Source organism: Dickeya sp. Secpp 1600 (assembly GCF_003049805.1).
Taxonomy (GTDB): domain Bacteria; phylum Pseudomonadota; class Gammaproteobacteria; order Enterobacterales; family Enterobacteriaceae; genus Dickeya; species Dickeya fangzhongdai.
In genome coordinates, this window is the sequence record NZ_CP023484.1 from 4,662,638 (window position 1) to 4,682,338 (window position 19,701).

Annotated in this window: 16 protein-coding genes; 8 read left to right on the plus strand and 8 right to left on the minus strand. The window is 57.5% G+C overall.

Annotated features, from left to right (window positions below; all coding sequences use genetic code 11):
* Nucleotides 1-32 precede the first annotated feature (32 nt).
* On the plus strand, nucleotides 33-1,652 hold the full coding sequence (gene pckA / locus CPA59_RS20830; protein WP_038664892.1) for a phosphoenolpyruvate carboxykinase (ATP): 1,620 nt from the start codon (nucleotides 33-35) through the stop codon (nucleotides 1,650-1,652).
* 95 nt (nucleotides 1,653-1,747) lie between these two features.
* Here the strand turns inward: pckA and envZ are convergent, their stop codons facing one another.
* Together envZ and ompR are read right to left on the minus strand one after the other, a co-directional pair.
* Nucleotides 1,748-3,145: a two-component system sensor histidine kinase EnvZ gene (envZ, locus tag CPA59_RS20835; RefSeq protein WP_107760621.1), complete on the minus strand. Its 1,398-nt coding sequence runs from the start codon at nucleotides 3,143-3,145 to the stop codon at nucleotides 1,748-1,750.
* Nucleotides 3,142-3,861, minus strand: a complete 720-nt coding sequence (ompR, locus tag CPA59_RS20840) for a two-component system response regulator OmpR (RefSeq protein WP_005969424.1) — start codon at nucleotides 3,859-3,861, stop codon at nucleotides 3,142-3,144. Before ompR ends, envZ begins: the two co-directional genes overlap by 4 nt.
* A 270-nt stretch (nucleotides 3,862-4,131) precedes the next feature.
* On the opposite strand from ompR, the gene greB reads away from it, so the two are divergent.
* The 5 genes from greB to CPA59_RS20865 all read left to right on the plus strand — a co-directional run bounded on the left by greB (nucleotide 4,132) and on the right by CPA59_RS20865 (nucleotide 9,970).
* Complete coding sequence (greB, locus tag CPA59_RS20845) at nucleotides 4,132-4,614, plus strand: transcription elongation factor GreB (RefSeq protein WP_038920444.1); 483 nt, start codon at nucleotides 4,132-4,134, stop codon at nucleotides 4,612-4,614.
* A gap of 214 nt (nucleotides 4,615-4,828) precedes the next feature.
* Nucleotides 4,829-6,538, plus strand: coding sequence for a lysophospholipid acyltransferase family protein (locus tag CPA59_RS20850; RefSeq protein ID WP_038920445.1), 1,710 nt, complete (start codon nucleotides 4,829-4,831; stop codon nucleotides 6,536-6,538).
* A 152-nt stretch (nucleotides 6,539-6,690) separates the two neighbouring features.
* Complete coding sequence (locus CPA59_RS20855; RefSeq protein ID WP_107760623.1) at nucleotides 6,691-9,024, plus strand: Tex family protein; 2,334 nt, start codon at nucleotides 6,691-6,693, stop codon at nucleotides 9,022-9,024.
* Between the two features lie 159 nt (nucleotides 9,025-9,183).
* Nucleotides 9,184-9,645 carry an STM2901 family protein gene (locus CPA59_RS20860; protein WP_038920447.1) on the plus strand — a complete coding sequence of 154 codons (462 nt, stop codon included), beginning with the start codon at nucleotides 9,184-9,186 and terminating at the stop codon, nucleotides 9,643-9,645.
* Nucleotides 9,635-9,970 carry a DUF1493 family protein gene (locus CPA59_RS20865; RefSeq protein WP_107760624.1) on the plus strand — a complete coding sequence of 112 codons (336 nt, stop codon included), beginning with the start codon at nucleotides 9,635-9,637 and terminating at the stop codon, nucleotides 9,968-9,970. The genes CPA59_RS20860 and CPA59_RS20865 overlap by 11 nt, the downstream gene beginning before the upstream one ends.
* A gap of 84 nt (nucleotides 9,971-10,054) precedes the next feature.
* Here the strand turns inward: CPA59_RS20865 and CPA59_RS20870 are convergent, their stop codons facing one another.
* Both CPA59_RS20870 and bioH read right to left on the minus strand, forming a co-directional pair.
* Entirely contained in the window at nucleotides 10,055-10,537 is a 483-nt protein-coding gene (locus tag CPA59_RS20870) for an Hcp family type VI secretion system effector (protein WP_071605242.1), read from the minus strand.
* A 161-nt stretch (nucleotides 10,538-10,698) separates the two neighbouring features.
* Nucleotides 10,699-11,472, minus strand: a complete 774-nt coding sequence (gene bioH, locus CPA59_RS20875) for a pimeloyl-ACP methyl ester esterase BioH (protein ID WP_107760632.1) — start codon at nucleotides 11,470-11,472, stop codon at nucleotides 10,699-10,701.
* 78 nt (nucleotides 11,473-11,550) lie between these two features.
* On the opposite strand from bioH, the gene gntX reads away from it, so the two are divergent.
* The gene (gene gntX / locus CPA59_RS20880) at nucleotides 11,551-12,255 is read left to right on the plus strand and encodes a DNA utilization protein GntX (protein WP_038920450.1); all 705 of its coding nucleotides are present in this window, start codon (nucleotides 11,551-11,553) and stop codon (nucleotides 12,253-12,255) included.
* A 56-nt stretch (nucleotides 12,256-12,311) separates the two neighbouring features.
* Nucleotides 12,312-12,887, plus strand: a complete 576-nt coding sequence (nfuA, locus tag CPA59_RS20885) for a Fe-S biogenesis protein NfuA (protein ID WP_033569397.1) — start codon at nucleotides 12,312-12,314, stop codon at nucleotides 12,885-12,887.
* 183 nt (nucleotides 12,888-13,070) lie between these two features.
* On the opposite strand, the gene malQ is transcribed toward nfuA, so the two are convergent.
* The 4 genes from malQ to glpG all read right to left on the minus strand — a co-directional run bounded on the left by malQ (nucleotide 13,071) and on the right by glpG (nucleotide 19,440).
* A complete protein-coding gene (malQ, locus tag CPA59_RS20890) occupies nucleotides 13,071-15,239 on the minus strand; it encodes a 4-alpha-glucanotransferase (RefSeq protein WP_107760634.1) in 2,169 nt (722 codons plus the stop codon).
* A 12-nt stretch (nucleotides 15,240-15,251) separates the two neighbouring features.
* Nucleotides 15,252-17,669 carry a maltodextrin phosphorylase gene (gene malP, locus CPA59_RS20895; protein ID WP_107760636.1) on the minus strand — a complete coding sequence of 806 codons (2,418 nt, stop codon included), beginning with the start codon at nucleotides 17,667-17,669 and terminating at the stop codon, nucleotides 15,252-15,254.
* A 44-nt stretch (nucleotides 17,670-17,713) separates the two neighbouring features.
* Complete coding sequence (locus CPA59_RS20900) at nucleotides 17,714-18,472, minus strand: DeoR/GlpR family transcriptional regulator (RefSeq protein WP_012768014.1); 759 nt, start codon at nucleotides 18,470-18,472, stop codon at nucleotides 17,714-17,716.
* A gap of 143 nt (nucleotides 18,473-18,615) precedes the next feature.
* Nucleotides 18,616-19,440 (minus strand): rhomboid family intramembrane serine protease GlpG, encoded by an 825-nt coding sequence (glpG, locus tag CPA59_RS20905; protein ID WP_039692860.1) that lies wholly within the window; start codon nucleotides 19,438-19,440, stop codon nucleotides 18,616-18,618.
* Nucleotides 19,441-19,701 lie beyond the last annotated feature (261 nt).

Here is a 19,701-nt window from a genome sequence, read left to right on the forward strand (position 1 = left end):
CAGTACGACTATAACGATCTAGGAGTAGCAACATGCAGATAAAAGGCATTACGCCAGAAGCACTGACGGCTTATGGCATTCATGATGTCCGCGAAATTGTCTACAACCCAAGCTACGATTTACTTTTTACTGAAGAAACATCCCCTACCCTACAAGGTTATGAACGCGGTATCGAAACCCAGCTGGGCGCCGTTGCCGTTGATACCGGCATTTTCACCGGCCGTTCCCCGAAGGATAAGTACATCGTCCGCGACGATGTGACCCGCGACACCGTCTGGTGGTCCGATCAGGGCAAAGGCAAAAACGACAACCATCCGCTCAGCCAGGAAACCTGGCAACACCTGAAACAGCTGGTCACCAACCAGTTATCAGGCAAACGCGTGTTTGTCGTTGATGCTTTCTGCGGCGCCAACGCCGACACGCGCCTGAAGGTTCGTTTCATCACCGAAGTCGCCTGGCAGGCTCACTTCGTGAAAAACATGTTTATCCGTCCCAGCGATGAGGAGTTGCAGGGTTTCGAGCCGGATTTCATCGTGATGAACGGCGCGAAATGCACCAACCCGCAGTGGCAGGAACAGGGGCTGAACTCGGAAAACTTCGTGGCCTTCAACCTGACTGAGCGCATCCAGCTCATCGGCGGCACCTGGTACGGCGGCGAAATGAAGAAAGGTCTGTTCTCCATCATGAACTACCTGTTGCCGCTCAAAGGCATCGCCTCCATGCACTGCTCGGCCAACGTGGGCGAAAAAGGTGATGTGGCGGTGTTCTTCGGCCTGTCCGGCACCGGCAAAACCACGCTGTCCACCGACCCGAAACGGCAGTTGATCGGCGATGACGAACACGGCTGGGACGACGACGGCGTGTTCAACTTTGAAGGCGGCTGCTACGCGAAAACCATCAATCTGTCCGCTGCAGCGGAGCCGGATATTTATCACGCCATCCGCCGCGACGCGCTGCTGGAAAACGTGACCGTGCTGGCGGATGGCAGCGTGGATTTCAGCGACGGCTCAAAAACCGAAAACACCCGCGTGTCCTACCCGATCTATCACATTGATAACATCGTCAAGCCGGTTTCCAAAGCCGGGCACGCCACCAAGGTGATTTTCCTGACCGCCGATGCCTTCGGCGTGCTGCCGCCGGTTTCCCGACTGACCGCGGATCAGACCCAGTACCACTTCCTGTCCGGCTTTACCGCCAAACTGGCAGGCACCGAGCGCGGCGTGACTGAACCGACGCCAACCTTCTCCGCCTGCTTTGGCGCGGCGTTCCTGGCGCTGCACCCGACGCAGTACGCCGAAGTGCTGGTAAAACGCATGCAGGCGGCGGGCGCCAAAGCCTATCTGGTGAACACCGGCTGGAACGGCACCGGTAAGCGTATCTCCATCAAGGACACCCGCGGCATTATCGACGCGATCCTCAATGGCAGCATCGACGACGCCGAAACCCAGACGTTGCCGATCTTCGATCTGTCGATCCCGACCGCGCTGCCGGGCGTCGATCCGGCGATTCTGGATCCGCGCGACACCTACGCCTCCCCGGCGCAGTGGGAGGAGAAGGCGCACGATCTGGCACAGCGCTTTATCACCAATTTCGACAAGTACACCGACACTCCTGCCGGTGCGGCGCTGGTTTCCGCCGGGCCGAAGCAATAACGACGGCAACCCACCGACAGCAAAAAGGCGCGATGAACGCGCCTTTTTCTTTACCGTTTTCGTCGTTTTCCTGGCGGCATCCGCCGCCACTTTTTCTATTTCTTTCTGCCGTTTACAGGGGCCGATGCTCGCCGGTTGCCATCACGCGCCGGCGTTCCGCCGGATTGATTCGGGAAGGTTAACGGCAGGTAGGCTCTCACCCGCAGCCCGCCGCGCTCACTGGCGCCGACATCCAGCGATCCGTTGTGCGCATCAATGATACGCTGCACAATCGCCAACCCCAGACCGGTGCCGCTGGTGCTGCGGGCGCTATCGCCGCGCACAAACGGCTGGAACAGGTGCGCAAGCTGCGACGGGTCGATGCCGGGACCGTCGTCCTCCACCTGGAACCAGGCGCGCTGCAACTCTCGGCCGCTGCTGACGCGAATCCAGCCGTTACCGTAACGGGCCGCGTTCACCACCAGATTCGCCACCGCCCGCTTGATGGATAACGGGCTGACCTTCATTTGCAACTCGCCCTGAGCAAGTTCGCTGTCGATCTCGCGCTCGTAACCGCTTTCCGACGCCACCACCTCCCCCAGAATCGCGTTGAGGTCGGCCACTTCCATCTGCATTTCCTGACCGGTGCGCAGATAGTCGATGAACTGCTCAATGATGGCGTTGCACTCTTCGATATCCTTATTAATCGACTCCGCCAGGTATTCATCTTCCTGACCCATCATCTCCGTCGCCAGACGAATACGGGTCAGCGGCGTGCGCAGGTCGTGGCTGACGCCGGCCATCAGCAGCGTGCGGTCATCCGCCAGCAGCTTGACCCCGGACGCCATCTGATTGAAAGCGCGCGTCACCGAACGTACTTCCGACGCGCCGTACTCGCGCAACGGCGGTGGAATAATGCCTTTCCCCACCTGAATGGCGGCGTGCTCCAGCTCCACCAGCGGTCGGTTCTGCACCCGGATAAATAGCCAGGCGCCGCCGATCACCAGCAGCATAATCGCCAGGGTATAACGGAACAGCGGCGAGAAGTCGCCCTGATGGATTTCCGTCAGCGGCACCCGCACCCAGATATCCGGCGACAACCAGGTTTTCAGCCACACCACCGGGGTATTCTTGCTCACTTCCACCCGCACTTCGGTCGGCCCGCCCAGTTGCTGCGCCATCTGCTGACTCAGAAACTTGTAGTGTTGCGCCCAGCGCAGCCCGCTCTCCTCCGCCGCGGCGTTGGTGTAGAGCGAGATGCCCAGTTCGCGGTAAATCTCACGCCGGAACGCGGGGGGCACGTCCAGCGTGGAACCGTCTTCCAGTTGCAGCTTGTCGGTCATCAACATTCTGACCTCGTAGGCCAGAACCTTGTTGAACTGCTGCAGACTGGGCAGAATCGCGAAGTTAAGCACCACCAGATAGGTGGTGACAAGACTGACGAACAGCAGAGTAACAATCAGCAACAGCGTACGGGCGAAGGCGCTGCGCGGAGAGAAGCGCCATCGAATCATGCTTTACTGCCGTCCGGCACAAACACGTAGCCCAGTCCCCACACGGTCTGGATATAACGCGGGTGTGCCGGGTCTTCCTCTACCATGCGGCGCAGACGGGAAATCTGCACATCAATCGAACGTTCCATCGCGCTGTACTCACGGCCGCGGGCCAGGTTCATCAGTTTGTCGCGGGACAGCGGCTCGCGCGGATGGCTGACCAGCGCCTTGAGTACGGCGAACTCGCCGCTGGTCAGCGGCATCGGCTCGTCGTCGCGGAACATTTCGCGGGTGCCCAGATTCAGTTTGAACTTGCCGAACGCGATAATCGCTTCTTCCTGCGACGGCGCGCCCGGCAGTTCGTTGGCCTGACGGCGCAGAACCGCACGGATACGAGCCAGCAGTTCGCGCGGGTTAAACGGTTTAGGAATGTAGTCGTCCGCACCGATTTCCAGACCCACGATCCTGTCCACTTCTTCGCCTTTCGCCGTCACCATAATGATCGGCATCGGGTTACTTTGGCTGCGCAGACGGCGACAGATGGACAGGCCATCTTCCCCCGGCAACATCAGGTCCAGCACCATCAGATGGAAGGACTCGCGCGTTAGCAGGCGATCCATCTGTTCGGCGTTAGCGACGCTACGGACCTGAAAACCCTGTTCGGTCAGATAGCGTTCCAGCAACGCACGCAGGCGCATATCGTCATCCACAACCAGAATTTTATAATTCTCTTGCATCTCTCTTCTCCAAAGACGTGATAGCCGCCAGCGCTTGGCTTTATTACGAAACACAATCTGATATTGTTCAGAAACCGGCAATGAACTGACAGTCGTTTCTGGTATATATTCTAGGCAAAATTGTTACAAAGGATATAAAAATACGTTGTAATCAAGCCGTTCCCATCACCGGGCACTGCAAATCACGCCACAAATGACGATTTATCCGCTATGTTATCTCACAGCCAACGATTATAACGATTTTATGATCCTCACATTTCAGAAAAGCGTATGAAAACCGATCTGATCACGCGCGAAGGCTATGAAGCCCTGCATCAGGAACTCAACTATCTGTGGAAGGAACGCCGCCCGGAAATCACGGAGAAGGTAGCCTGGGCCGCCAGTCTGGGCGATCGCAGCGAAAACGCCGATTACCTCTACAACAAACGCCTGTTGCGCGAAATCGACCGCCGGGTGCGCTATCTGCGCAAACGCCTGCAGGTAGTGCGCGTGGTGGATTACTCCCCCCAGCAAGACGGCAAGGTGTTTTTCGGTGCCTGGGTCGAGGTGGAAAACGAAGACGGCGACGTGAAACGCTTTCGGATCGTCGGGCCGGATGAAATTTACGGCCGCAAGGATTACATCTCAATCGACGCCCCAATGGCGCGCGCGCTGCTGAAAAAAGCGGTGGATGAAGAAGCGGTGGTTAATACGCCAACCGGCCCAAGGGTCTGGTACGTCAATAAAATCGACTATCGCAACCCTATCGATTGACCGGCTCAAGCCCCGTCATACCGGCGGGCGTTTTGCCGATCACGCTCGCCGTGTTCGCCATGCCGGCGTCCAAATATCAAAATACATTGCTATTAGTCATTCTTATTCTTTTTTTGACATATAGGTTCTTACCTTCACATATTTGTTCTCACTTTGACATAAAGATGTCATTTCCCTCCCTTACCGTGGCATCGGTGATTATGGAGGGCCGTTTATGTTTAGCCTGGATAACCTATTACAAGAGCTTGCTCCGCATCGTTCCACTCCGACCTGGCAGCGTTCACTGCTGCGTAGTCTGTTGTTCGAGAATGAATTCCAGCAATTTGCCCAGCGTTACCCCCACCTCAAAGGACTGGATTTGGTGGAACAGGTTCTGGATTACTTCAGCCTTAATTGTGAAATGGTGGAAGGCGATCTGGAAAACATCCCCAGTCATGGACCGGTGGTACTGGTCGCCAACCACCCGATCGGTTCGCTGGACGGCCTGGCGTTGCTACGTACCGTCGCCAGCGTGCGTCCGGATGTGCGTATCGTCGCCAGCCAATTACTTTCCTATATCGAGCCCCTGAAAAACCTGTTTTTTTCGGTGGATAACTTTAGCAACCGCACCCGGCGTCATCAGCTCGCCGCCATTCAGGAACATCTGGCCGGCGATGGCGCGATCATCATGTTCCCCGCCGGCGAAGTCTCCCGCATGAGCCTGAAAGGCATCCGGGACGGCCACTGGCATAACGGCTTTATCCGCATGGCGGCCAAAGCGCGCGCGCCGATTGTGCCGATTCACATCAGCGGACGTAACAGCAATCTGTTCTACCTGTCGTCGCTGATTTATCGCCCGCTGTCCACCCTGTTGCTGGTGCGGGAAATGTTCCGCCAGCACGGCAACCGGCTGCGCTTTCGCATCGGCGCGCAGATCCCTTACTCGACCTGGAGCCAGGGCGAATGGCAGCCCAACGATCTGGCCGCCCGCTTCCGCCGCCATGTCTACCGCCTGGGGCAAGGCAAACCCGGCTGTTTTAACGGCGACAAGCCGATTGCGCTGCCGGAAGAGCGCACGCTGCTGAAACGGGCGCTGGAAACCTGCGAAGCACTCGGCACCACGCCGGACGGCAAAAAAATCTACCTCTATCGTCGCGGCAGCGAAGATTACGTTCCTATCTTGCGTGAGTTGGGACGTCTGCGCGAAATCGCCTTTCGCGCCGTCGGCGAAGGCTCCGGCAAACGTCGCGATCTCGACAGCTTCGACGACGATTACCTGCATCTGGTGTTATGGGACGACCGCGAACTGGAAATCGTCGGCGCCTATCGGTTTGCGCCGACGGCGCGCCTGCTGGCGGAAAAAGACATCAGCGGTCTGTACAGTCATAGCCTGTTTCAGTACGGCGAAGAGATGGCCCCGGTGCTGGCCAGCGGAATTGAGCTGGGCCGCAGCTTTATTCAGCCCAAATACTGGGGCAAGCGCGGCCTGGACTACCTGTGGCTGGGCATCGGCGCGTATCTGGCGCGCTACCCGGAGTACCGCTATCTGTTCGGCCCGGTTTCCTTGTCCGGTTCCTTGCCTTCGCCGGCGCGCGATCTGCTGATTGCGTTCTACCGGTTGCACTTCGCACCCAGCCAGGCGCTGGCCCGTTCGCGTCGGCCCTACCCGGCCTCGCTGCCGGAAGTGCTCAGGCAATTCGAAGGCGACGACTATCAACAGGATTTGACGCGCCTCAAAAGTATGCTCAGCAACATGGGATGCTCCATTCCCACGCTGTATAAGCAGTACTCGGAGCTGTGCGAGCCGGGCGGCGTGCAGTTTATCGACTTTGGCGTCGACCCGGACTTCAACAACTGCGTTGATGGTCTGGTGCTGGTGGATTTACAGCAGTTGAAAGCCTCTCGTCATCAGCGCTACATCGCGCCGTTCTGCAACGAGGCGTAATACTCTGGCGGTACCGGCGCCGGCCGGGCCGCTGCAAACCCTCCGTTTGTCTGACTGGCATTTTGCGCCGTCAATCCGTATAACTGTCCCCCAGTCATTTATCCTTTCAACGTTCATTATCTCGCTAATAAAACTATCTTGCTGATAACACTATGACGAATGCATTAAGCCAGATTATTGCCAGCGAACTGCAGGCACGAACCGAACAGGTCAGTGCGGCCATTCAACTGCTGGATGAAGGCAACACGGTGCCTTTTATCGCCCGTTACCGTAAAGAAGTCACCGGCGGGCTGGATGATACCCAGTTGCGCCAGTTGGAAAGCCGTCTGTCTTACCTGCGCGAGCTGGAAGAACGCCGCCAGACCATCCTCAAATCCATTGAGGAACAGGGCAAGCTGACCGACGCGCTGGCGGCGTCGATCAACACCACGCTCAGCAAGACCGAGCTGGAAGACCTCTACCTGCCTTACAAGCCCAAACGCCGCACGCGCGGGCAAATCGCCATCGAAGCCGGGCTGGAACCGCTGGCGGACAGCCTGTGGAACGACCCGAGCCAGACGCCGGAACACGTGGCCGACGCTTACGTCAATGCCGATAACGGCGTGGCCGACGTCAAGGCCGCGCTGGACGGCGCGCGCTATATTCTGATGGAGCGTTTCGCCGAAGACGCTGCGCTGCTGGCTAAGGTGCGTGATTACCTGTGGAAAAACGCCCATCTGGTGTCCCGCGTGGTGGAAGGCAAAGAGGAAGACGGCGCGAAATTCCGCGACTACTTCGACCATCACGAACCGCTGTCGCAGGTGCCGTCGCACCGGGCGCTGGCAATGTTCCGCGGCCGTAACGAAGGCGTATTGCAACTGTCGCTTAACGCCGATCCGCAGTTTGACGAACCGCCGAAAGAGAGCCACTGCGAGCAAATCATCGTCGACCATCTGGGATTGCGTCTCGGCAACGCGCCGGCGGACAGCTGGCGGCGCGCGGTGGTGAACTGGACCTGGCGCATCAAAGTGCTGCTGCATCTGGAAACCGAGCTGATGGGCAGCGTGCGTGAAAAAGCCGAAGATGAAGCCATCAACGTGTTTGCCCGCAACCTGCACGACCTGCTGATGGCGGCGCCCGCCGGCATGCGCGCGACGATGGGGCTGGACCCGGGCCTGCGTACCGGCGTGAAAGTGGCGGTGGTGGACGCCACCGGCAAACTGGTGGCGACCGACACCATCTATCCGCACACCGGTCAGACCGCCAAAGCCGCTACCGTGGTAGCAGCGCTGTGCATCAAGCATCAGGTGGAGCTGGTTGCCATCGGCAACGGCACCGCCTCGCGTGAAACCGAGCGTTTCTTCCTCGATACCCAGAAACAGTTCCCAGACGTAAAAGCCCAGAAGGTGATCGTCAGCGAAGCGGGCGCGTCGGTGTATTCCGCCTCCGAACTGGCGGCGCTGGAATTCCCGGATCTGGACGTGTCGCTGCGCGGCGCGGTGTCCATCGCCCGCCGCCTGCAGGACCCGCTGTCCGAGCTGGTCAAGATCGACCCCAAATCCATCGGCGTCGGCCAGTACCAGCATGACGTCAGCCAGACTCAACTGGCGAAGAAACTGGACGCGGTGGTGGAAGACTGCGTGAACGCCGTCGGCGTCGACCTCAACACCGCGTCGGTAGCACTGTTGACCCGCGTGGCCGGCCTCACCCGGCTGATGGCGCAAAACATCGTCAGCTGGCGCGACGAAAACGGGCGCTTCAACAATCGCGACCAACTGCTGAAAGTCAGCCGCCTTGGTCCGAAAGCCTTTGAGCAGTGCGCCGGCTTCCTGCGTATCAACCACGGCGACAACCCGCTTGACGCCTCCACCGTCCACCCGGAAGCCTACCCGGTGGTGGAGCGCATTCTGGCCGCCACCGAGCAGAAACTGCAGGACCTGATGGGCAATTCCAGCGCGCTGCGCACCCTGAAACCGGTCAGCTTTACCGACGATCGCTTCGGGGTGCCTACCGTCACCGACATCATCAAAGAGCTGGAAAAACCGGGGCGCGACCCGCGGCCTGAATTCAAGACCGCCAGCTTCGCCGACGGGGTGGAAACCCTCAACGACCTGATGCCGGGCATGATTCTGGAAGGCGCCGTCACCAACGTCACCAACTTCGGCGCGTTTGTGGATATCGGCGTACATCAGGACGGGCTGGTGCACATCTCCTCACTGTCGGATCGCTTCGTAGAAGACCCGCATCAGGTAGTGAAAGCCGGCGACATCGTCAAGGTGAAGGTGCTGGAAGTAGACCTGCAACGCAAGCGCATCGCGCTGACCATGCGGCTGGACGAACAGCCGGGCGAGGGCAACAGCCGCCGCGGCGGTAGCGGACGCGACAACGGCAATAATGCGTCGCGCCCATCGCAAGCAGGGAACAAGGCCCGCCCGCGCCAGAGCAGCACGCCGGCAGGCAATAGCGCCATGAGCGACGCGCTGGCGGCGGCGTTTAAGAAACGGTGATCTCTCTGCCAGGGTTCAGGCAATCAGGCCTGAACCCTGTATTTAGAAGCAGTGACTGGCGTGTCATGCCTGAATGATGTGCATATGCTAAAATACAACAGTCTTCATCGAGATTAACTATATAAAAATCACTTCAAACGCCTCAAAAGGGAATTACACATGGATACAGTGGAAGAAGTAGGTGGAACATATTTTTACAATGGGATGATAAATTTAAGCGCAGGAGAATTATTCTTCTGGATTATGGTTGATGAAACTATGAAACACTTTGGCATTGACGATGCCCTCGCGATGAGTATGATTCTTTTAGGGAGAAACGATCAAGACACAAGAAGAAAACCGTCCGGTGCAATAAAAGGGACATCATTATCTAGCATATACTCAAGGCGAATATTCAAAAAGACAAAAATCCCGCTTGGAATATCATTACCAACGATTATTGGCGGCCCAATTCAGGGATTAAAGATAAGGTTTGTCAGGAACCTAGGAACATTTGTTGGCAGGACAATACCTGTTTTAGGTTGGGCCATATTAATTTGCGATGTAAGCACCATATCCTATAATGCTGTACGACACTACAATCAGATAGCCAGAGGCGAGGATAAATTATATGGAAATTAATAAAAAGAAAATAATAGACCTAGTAAAGAGACACGCTGGTGTTTCAATAACACCATATCAAAAGAAAGTAACAGAAGAGACGCTAATAAACTCAGAGTTTGATTTTGATGATGATGAGATACAAGCATTGATGTCTGAATTTTTTAAAGAATTCGAAGTCACCCCAGGTAACTTTAATATAGATAATTATTATTACGATTATTCAGACCATAGTTTATTTTCTCTTCTAAACCCATTTAAAAAGACTGAAAAACCAGAATTAAAAGCATTATCTGTAGCAATGCTTATAGAATCAGCAAGGTTAGGGCATTGGCTTTACGATTAACCTCCGAAGTACATACGATACCCGTCACACTTCGAGCTTTAATTCAGGGTATATACTTCGGAGATTATTGAAACAATAATTAATCTATTCGTTAATCCCATCATGCCAGATACTATAACCAGAAGTACCGGCAGATTTATGCGACCAAGATATGCTTTTATATTTAAGCATAATCTCTTCATAAGGGATTGATTCTATATTATTTATAGAGTGTGGATATGATGAAGATACCGATACTACTCTGGCATCAGCCAATGTTAATTCATAAAAAACCTCCAACTTCCCAGCTGAATTCGTTCTATAGAAGAAAAAATTCGCCGTCAACTTTTCATTTGAGGTAATAGATACGCCTAGTAATGGAGAAGATTTATCGATAGGCTTTACTAATTGTATCGGATGATGAGCCACATTATCATCTCGTGTTATCGTATGGTTCAATCCTAATACCTGTATCTGATCTTCATGCCCAGACTGATAACGGTTACCGATAGAATCTATAGTAGAACAACCAGAGGAAATTAATCCCTGCTGGTCGCCTTCCAGCGTTAGGTAAATAATATATGACATTTTTACATCCTTTTTCTATTCAATCATCCACGTGTAGTAATTTCTTTTAAAACTGGCATTACAAACATAATCTAACTGATTTAAATACAGCAACGAATCGCAGAGATCCTTGTATCACAATCTTCGTATTTCGATAAACCATTCCCATTAATCTACTGCACCTATAGATTTTCCCCCACAAACCCCACCACATGCTCCACAAACGCTTCCGGGTGGGAAATAAACGGCGCGTGGGCGGCTTTCGGTATTACCACGGAAGTGGAGTGCGGGTACCGTTCGTCCATCAGCGCGGCGACTTTGCGCGGCACCAGCCCGTCCAACGCGCCGTACAGACGCAGGAACGGTACGGTCAGCGCACTCAGCGGTTCACGCAGATCGGCGTGGCGCAAGATATCCAACCCGGCGTTCAGCACTTCGGTAGTCGGCGCCGGTTGACCGGACAGCGCCACTTTCAACAAGCGGGCGTCTTTTCTGGCGTTTTCGGTACCCAGCGTCTGCAACGCCAGAAAGCGCTCGATGGTGCCGAGGAAATCTTCGCTCAGCATTTGCTGGAAACCGGACAGCACCTGCGGACGGATGCCCGGCCAGTCGTCGCGCGCTTCAAAGCACGGGGACGACGCCAGCGTAATCAGCGCATTGACCCGTTCCGGCGCGCTCAGCGCCGCCTGACTGGCCACCAGCCCGCCCAGCGACCAGCCCAGCCACACCGCCCGCTGCGGCGCCTGCGCCAACACCTGCTGCGCCATGTCGGCAAGCGACATCACCCCAAATCCCTGACTCTGACCATAACCCGGCAGGTCCACCCGATGCAGCCTGAAATGCGGGGCCAGTCGCACGACGATGTTGTTCCATACCTGCGAATTCATTCCCCAGCCATGCAGCATCACAAGTTCGCATGTTCCTTCCCCTTCCGTTTGCCAGTGCAGTGCTTCCATGAGTTATGTTGTCCTCCGTCAGAAATGGAATGGTTCAGGCCACGCCGCCCGGCATGCCTGATTACTCAGGGAAATGCGATGTTGACGATCATGGCACAGTGCTGGCTCTGCCAGCAGCCGCTCTATCATAGTCATCACGGGATTTGCAGTCACTGCCGCCGTCACCTGCCGCTGCCGGTCACCAGCTGTCCGCGCTGCGGCCTGCCTTCGGCGTCCGACGTCCTGCCGTGCGGACGGTGCCTGCAACAGCCGCCGCCGTGGCAGTCGTTGCTGTTTGTCAGCGATTATCGGCCGCCGCTGAGCACGCTGCTCAAACGCGTCAAATTTCAGGGGCGCACCGAGCTGGCGCCGGCGTTGGCGCGGTTGATGCTGCTGCAATGGCTGGCGCGCCGCCGGGATACCGCCCGGAGCCTGCCCGCCGCGTATCCGCGGCCTGACGCCATCGTTACCGTTCCTCTGCACCGACGGCGTCACTGGCGGCGCGGCTTCAACCAGACCGACCTGCTCGCGCGCCTGCTGGCGCGCTGGTTGGGCTGCGCGTATCACCCCGCCGCGCTGGTCCGCGTGCGTTCTACCGTTCCTCAGCAGACGTTGGGCGCGCGTTCCCGTCGCCGCAACCTGCGCGGCGCGTTCGAGTGTCGGCATGACGTCGACGGCAAACGGTTAGTGTTGCTGGACGATGTGGTGACCACCGGCAGCACCGCGGCGGAAGTCAGCCGGGTATTATGCAATGCCGGCGCGCGGCAGGTTCAGGTGTGGTGTCTATGCCGCACCTTGTCGTAACCGCCGGGATGGGCGTATTATAACCAACTGGCGTAGTCAACTATTGAGTTAACATTATGATTCGTATTACCGACGCTGCTCAGGAGCACTTTGCCAAGCTGCTGGCAAAACAGGAGGAAGGCACCCAGATCCGTGTCTTCGTCATCAATCCCGGTACCCCTAACGCCGAGTGCGGGGTGTCCTACTGCCCGCCCGATGCCGTCGAGCCGAACGATACCGAGCTGAAGTTCGAGAAACTGTCCGCCTACGTGGATGAACTCAGCACGCCGTATCTGGAAGACGCCGAAATCGACTTCGTGACCGACCAGTTAGGCTCCCAGCTGACGTTAAAAGCGCCGAACGCCAAGATGCGCAAAGTCGGCGACGACGCTCCGCTGATGGAGCGTGTGGAGTATGTGCTGCAATCCCAGATCAACCCGCAGCTGGCCGGTCATGGCGGCCGCGTCACGCTGATGGAAATCACTGAGGAAGGTTACGCCATTCTGCAGTTCGGCGGCGGCTGCAACGGCTGTTCCATGGTGGATTACACCCTGAAGGAAGGCATCGAAAAAGAGCTGTTGCAGAAATTCCCGGAACTGAAAGGGGTGCGTGACCTCACCGAGCATCAGCGCGGCGAACACTCCTACTATTGATAGAATGCCGTTCTGACAGGATGTCGCTCTGATGGGATGGTCATTCCAATCAGATGCCATGATACGACGTAGTGCTGATCGGATACGATGCTGACGATCGGCCCCATCGAGCCGGTTTTGATTATCACGGGCGGCCAGTCATCTGGTCGCCCGTCGTTTTTCCCGATGCCGTTTACTCGCCACTCAGGCTTTTTTCGTTACTTTCTTTTTTGTCTCTTCCTTTTTTGTCTCTTCCGGCTTGTCGTTATCTGCCGGTTTCGCCGTCTTTCTGGTCCGCGACGGTACCGGCCCGCCACGACGCAAATCGATATCCCGAATCAACCGTTCCAGATAGCGGTCGGTAAAAATGGAATCCAGCGAACGGCTCAGCTTGCGCCGCCAGTTGGGGTATTCCTGATGGGTGCCCGGCACATTCACCGGCGTCGCCATGTCCAGCCAGTCTTCAAGCTGCAATCCCAGCAGCGCGCTGGCGCTGTCGGCCAGATAACGCTGCACTCCGCGGTTAAGCTGGGCGCTCATGGTCGTGAGCGATGCATTGCGCCCAACCCGCTGCGGCAGCAGTCCCTGCTCATGCAGGGCGTCAAGCAGCCCCTGCTTGGCGCTTTCCCGCGCGTCGTGCTGCTGTTGCAGCAATGCGTCGGTGGGATACAACCCGAGATCCTTGCCCAGCGTCAGATCGACGCCCTGCCAGTAGCCACGTAACGTCGCCAGGTCATGGGTGGTGATGGTAGCCATTGAGCGGGGCGGATACTCGTCCGGCGCGCGAAAACGATCGTGCTGATCCTTTTCAAAAAACAGCACCTTATAGGAGTAGACGCTGTTGTCGCGCAGTTTGTTGACGATCTCTTCCGGCACCGTCCCCAGATCCTCGCCGATCACCAGGCAGCGATGGCGATGGCTTTCCAGCGCCAGGATCCCCAGCAGGTCATCCACCGGATAAAGCACATAAGCGCCGTGGGTAGCGGTGCTACCGCTCAGAATCCACCACAGCCGCAGCAGCCCCATCACATGGTCGATACGCAGCGCGCCACTGTGCGCCATATTGCTGCGCAGCAAATCGATAAACGGCTGATAGTCGCGCTGGCGCAGCAGGATCGGGTGCATCGGCGTCAGGTTCCAGTTCTGTCCGCCCGGCCCCAGCGGGTCCGGCGGCGCGCCTAGCGTCACCGACATGCAGTGCAATTGCTGATCGCCCCAGGTATCCACGCCGCCCTGCGCCACCCCTACCGCCAGATCGCGATACAGACCGATCGGCATGCCCAGTTGTTTGCTGTGGGAAAAACAGGTCGCCAGCTGTTCATGCGCCAGCCACTGCAGCCAGCAATAAAACTGCACATCATCGGCGTGTTCCTGCCGGAATCGCAGCGAGGCGTCGCTACGCGCGTCGTGGTATTCCCGCGGCCACTGCAACCAATCGGCGGCCGGCTCGCCCTGCTTCTTCCGCCACGCCTGCAACGCGTCGTAAGTCGCCTGCTGCAACAGGCTTTCATCGTGGGTTTTCAGAAATTGCTGGAAGGCGGTTTTGCGCGGGTCCAGCGCGTTGCGGCGATTAAAATGATTAAACGCCAACCGCAGCGCCGTCAGTTTCAGGCTGGTGACCGCGGCGTAATCCACCCATCGGCTGGCGCGGGCGGCTGTCAGCCGTCGCTGAACGTCGTCCTGCTTCCACCACTCGCAGGCGGCGTCGCTCTGATGAAAATCATCCACCTGATTCACATCGATATAGATAATATTCAGCCAGTTGCGCGATGACGGGCTGTACGGGCTGGCGGCTTCCGGCTCGGCCGGATAAAGCGCGTGCAATGGATTAAGGCCGACAAAGGCGCCGCCCCGGCGCGCTACCTGCTCCACCAGCGTTTTCAGGTCGCCGAAATCGCCGATCCCCCAGTTATCCGACGAACGCAGGGTATAAAGCTGCACCGTGACGCCCCACCAGCGTTTTCCCTGCGTCAGCGGTTCCGGCTCGTAACACCGCGCCGGCGCCACAATCACCCGGCATGACCACTGCTGTTCGCCCTGCGTCAGAATAAGTTGGTGGTAGCCGAGCGGCAGGTTGTCCGGCAACGCCAGCGCCGCCTGCCCGGCCGAACGCCCTTCGATAATGCCGCCTTTCTCATAGGTGAGCGTCCAGCCATACTCGCCTTCATCGCGCAGCGGCAACCTATGCGGTTGCCCCTGACGGAACACGCACACCGAAGGCAACGGCGCTACCGTCGGAGCCGCCACATCAAGCAGTTGCAACAGTTTCTCGCGGGTTTCCTGGTCTATCGCCTGTTCATTACCGTAAGCATCTTTATAGGTATCAGCGATCCCCGGATGTTGGGGTACAGATTTTTTTGCTTTCAACGCCATGGTATTGATTCCTTAATCACGCATCGTCCAGATGCGTTTCTGATAATCATGAATTGCCCGATCGGCACTGAACATCCCCATGCGGGCGGTATTCAGAATGCAGCGACGCGTCCATTCATCAGGTTCACGATACAGCTCATCCACACGCTGTTGGATCTGGCAGTAAGGTGCGAAATCGGCCAGCACCAGATAGGGGTCCCCCAGTTTCAGCAGGCTATCCAGCAGAGGGGCGAACGCCGTTTTATCCCCGTGACTGAACGTTCCATCGGCCAGTTCGGCGAGGATTTCCTTGAGCAATGGATTCGCGGCAATGTAGCGAGCGGGTTTATAGCCGTCGGCGGTCAGCGCTTTCACTTGTTCGACGGTATGCCCAAAGATGAATAGATTCTCCGCGCCCACTTCCTGCGCCATCTCCACATTGGCGCCGTCCAGGGTGCCCACCGTCAGCGCGCCGTTCAGCGCCAGCTTCATGTTGCCGGTGCCGGACGCCTCCTTGCCCGCCGTGGAAATCTGCTCCGATACGTCGGCGGCCGGAATAATCCGCTCCGCCAGCGAAACACGGTAATCCGGCAAAAAGACCACTTTCAGGCGATCATTCACCCGCTTGTCCCGGTTAATGTGCTCCGCCACGCAGTTGATGGCGTAAATAATGTTTTTTGCCAGCACGTACCCCGGCGCAGCCTTGGCGCCAAACAGAAAAAGGCGCGGCACGATATCCAATCCGGGGTCGGCAAGCAATCGCTTATATAGCGATAAAATGTGCAGCAGATTCAGATGCTGCCGTTTGTATTCATGCAACCGTTTGATTTGCACATCAAACAACGAGGCCGGATCGATACGGATGCCGTATTCGCGCTGCAAAAATTGCGTCAGTTGCGTTTTATTGTCCTGCTTGATGCGCCGGTAGCGCGCCCGGAACGCGCTGTCCTGCGCATAGGGCGCCAGCCCGTCCAGCAGCGTCAGCCGGTTGCCCCATTCGGTGCGCAGGGTATCGTCGATCAGCGAAGAGAGCGCCGGGTTGCACTGTTTCAGCCAGCGGCGCGGCGTAATGCCGTTGGTGACATTGTGAAACTTCGTCGGCCACAGCTGGTGATATTCCGGAAACAGGTCGCGCACCACCAGATCAGAGTGCATCTGCGCCACCCCATTGACCGCAAAGCAGGCCACCACGCACAGGTTCGCCATTCTCACCTGACGGCGATGTACCACCGCCAGCCGCGCCCAGACGTGCCGATCGCCCGGCCAGCTCGCGTCCACCTGCTGGCGCAGGCGCTCATTAATCGTTTTGATAATCGACAGATGACGCGGCAGCAGCCGGCCGAACAGCCGTTCGTCCCAGCACTCCAGCGCCTCCGGCATCAGGGTATGATTGGTGTAGGCAAACAGGCGCCCGGTAAGCTGCCAGGCCTGTTCCCACGGCATTTCGTGCTCGTCCAGCAACAGACGCAGGGTTTCGGGGATCGCCAGCGTCGGATGGGTATCGTTCAACTGCACCACTTCATAGTCGGGCAACGTCTCCAGAGACCTTCCTGCGCGCTCATGCCGCCGGAAGATGTCCGCCACGGCGCAGGCGCACTGAAAATACTGCTGCATCAGGCGCAGTTTTTTACCTGCCGTGTGATTATCGTTCGGGTAAAGCACCTTGGTCAGACTGGCGGCGGCGATGCCCTGCTGCTCGGCTTTCAGGTAATGACCGGCGTTGAACTGCTCAAGATCAAACGGGTCGCTGTGCGTGGCCTGCCACAGCCGCAGCGGTTGTACCCTGCCGTTGCGATAGCCGATAACCGGGATATCGGTGGCCTCGCCGACGATAACCTGCTCCGGTATCCAACGCTCGCTGCCATCCGCCTGTATCGCCAGTTCGCCGCCGAAGCCGACCTCCACCGCCAGCTCCGGACGCGGACGCGCCCAGGGGTAGCTGTCGCGCAGCCAGTCGTCCGGCGTTTCCCGCTGAAAGCAGGCGTCAAAATGCTGGCGGAACAAGCCGTACTGATAATGCAGACCATAGCCTGTCGCCGGCTGGCCGACCGTCGCCATCGCGTCCAGATAACAGGACGCCAGCCGTCCCAGCCCGCCGTTGCCGAGCGCCGGGTCGGTTTCCTGCTCCAGCACGTCGCTCAGCGCCAGCCCCTGTTGCGCCAGCACCTCCGCCACCGCGTCATACCAACCCAGATTGAGCAGGTTGTTGCCGGTCAGGCGGCCGGGCAGGAACTCCATCGACAGGTAATTGACATGCCGCGCCGCCGCAGACGCGGCGTCGGGCGGGAACTGGTCGGCAGACGTCAACACATCCAGTTGCTCCGTCAGCGCGGCGCTCACCAGTTGCCAGCACTGACGCAACGACAGCGCCTGCAAGGACGGTTGAGCGCACGCCTGCAACTGACGCTGCAGGGCGGCGGCGAACCGGGAAGGATTGAATGATGGTGACATCGTGCCTCTCTCCTCTATCAGTGATGGAAAAAGGCACGTCGGGATCAGCACAACTCCAACTGTACCTTATGTTGTTCGATGATTTTCAGCACACTGGGCGGTGGTAACTGATCGGTAAAAAGATAGTCGATCAAATCCATGTTACCCAAATTGACCATAGCGTTACGGCCGAACTTCGAATGGTCCGTCACCAGCATCACGCAGCGGGAGTTTTCGATAATCGCCCGCTTGGTGCGTACCTCGTGGTAATCAAACTCCAGCAACGAGCCGTCCATATCAATACCGCTGATTCCCAAAATGCCGAAATCGAGCCTGAACTGAGAGATGAAATCCAGCGTGGCTTCGCCGATGATGCCGCCGTCCCGGCTGCGCACCTCGCCGCCCGCCAGAATCAGGCGAAAATCTTCTTTGGCGGTCAGCAGCGTCGCCACATTCAGGTTGTTGGTGACCACCCGCAAATCTTTATGGTTCATCAACGCGTGGGCCACCGCTTCCGGCGTGGTGCCGATATCAATAAAAAGCGTAGCACCATCCGGAATCTGGCTGGCGACCTGCCTCGCAATCCTGGCTTTTTCATCAGACCACATCATTTTGCGATCGTGATAGGCGGTATTAACCGAACTGGAGGGCAACGCCGCTCCGCCATGATGACGATGGATCTTGTTCTGTTCCGCCAGATCGTTCAGATCGCGGCGAATGGTCTGCGGGCTGACCGCAAAATGCTCCACCAGCTCCTCGGTACTGACGTATCCCTGCCGACGCACCAAATCGATAATGGCGTCGTGCCGCTGTGTTTGCTTCACATTGATCCCCTCAAACACCGGCATGCCGTCATGCCGGCCAATTAAGAAACCGCGCCTCGCAGGCAAAACAACGCACGGCCATGCAGTAGCCACTGCGCGCCCTTCTGCCACTCATTCGGATTTCGGTAAACGGTATGATGGCATTAACGGTGTCTGTTGCGTGTATCCCACCATGCCATCAGCAAGCCAATGACCAGTCCCGCGACATGCGCCGCATTGGCGATCGACATGCCCAAAATATCGAAATAGCCCGCCACCAGCCACACCAGCGCAAACGCCATCAAACCACGCTGAAGATGCAGCGAGCCATCCGGCTCACGCTCGCCGCGCAGCCAGACGTACCCCATCAGGGCATACACCACGCCGGACAGGCCGCCGAAATAGACACCGCTGAACCAGGACTGCACCCAACCGCTGAGCGCAGATGACAATAACAGAATGACGCACAAGCGCCGGGTGCCGAGCACACGCTCCACCGGGCCGCCGAGATACCACCACCACATCAGGTTGAACAGCAGATGCAACAGCGAGAAATGCAGCAGCGCGTGGCTGAACCAGCGCCAGAGCTGCAGAGTCTGCGTGCTGTCCGGAAAGGCTAGCAGCACCATCATGCGCTCGACGCCGTAGGCCTGCATCAGCAGGTAGACGGCGATGGCGACCACCAGCACGGCCAGCGTCAACGGCCCCGCGCGCTGGCGCAGCGTCTGCAGGTAGGAAAACGACGGGTAACGCAGCCCGCTGTCGGTAGTGCCGTTCTGCCAGCTGGCCGCCTGATAGCGTTCATGCCAGGGTTCTTGCAGAAAGCGCGCCAGTTCCTGTTTCACCCGCTCCTGCTGGCTCTCATCCGGCAGCCAGATATCCACTTCGCTGCCGTTGATGCGGACAACCAGTCGCACCTGGTGCGTATGCATATAGTCGACAAACGCCTGCGCCAGACGCGGATTGGATAACGCAACAATTCGGATCATGACAATAGCCCAACGCTTCCCGCCAATGAATTTATGTCTTCGATTCTAAAACATTTACCGCCCGGAGCGCAGCGCAATAACCGTTCATAACCCCCGCTATTTCCGTTTGGATGTGATGGCTTTCACATCTCTCGGGCATTCGTCATGACAGGCTCCCTTGCCGCCCGGCGGGTGTACTGCGGATTTTTGTTTACTTCCGTTTTGTCCGACATCCTATGATCGCGGTCACTTTTCAACCAGGGAGGCTCCATTACTCTCATT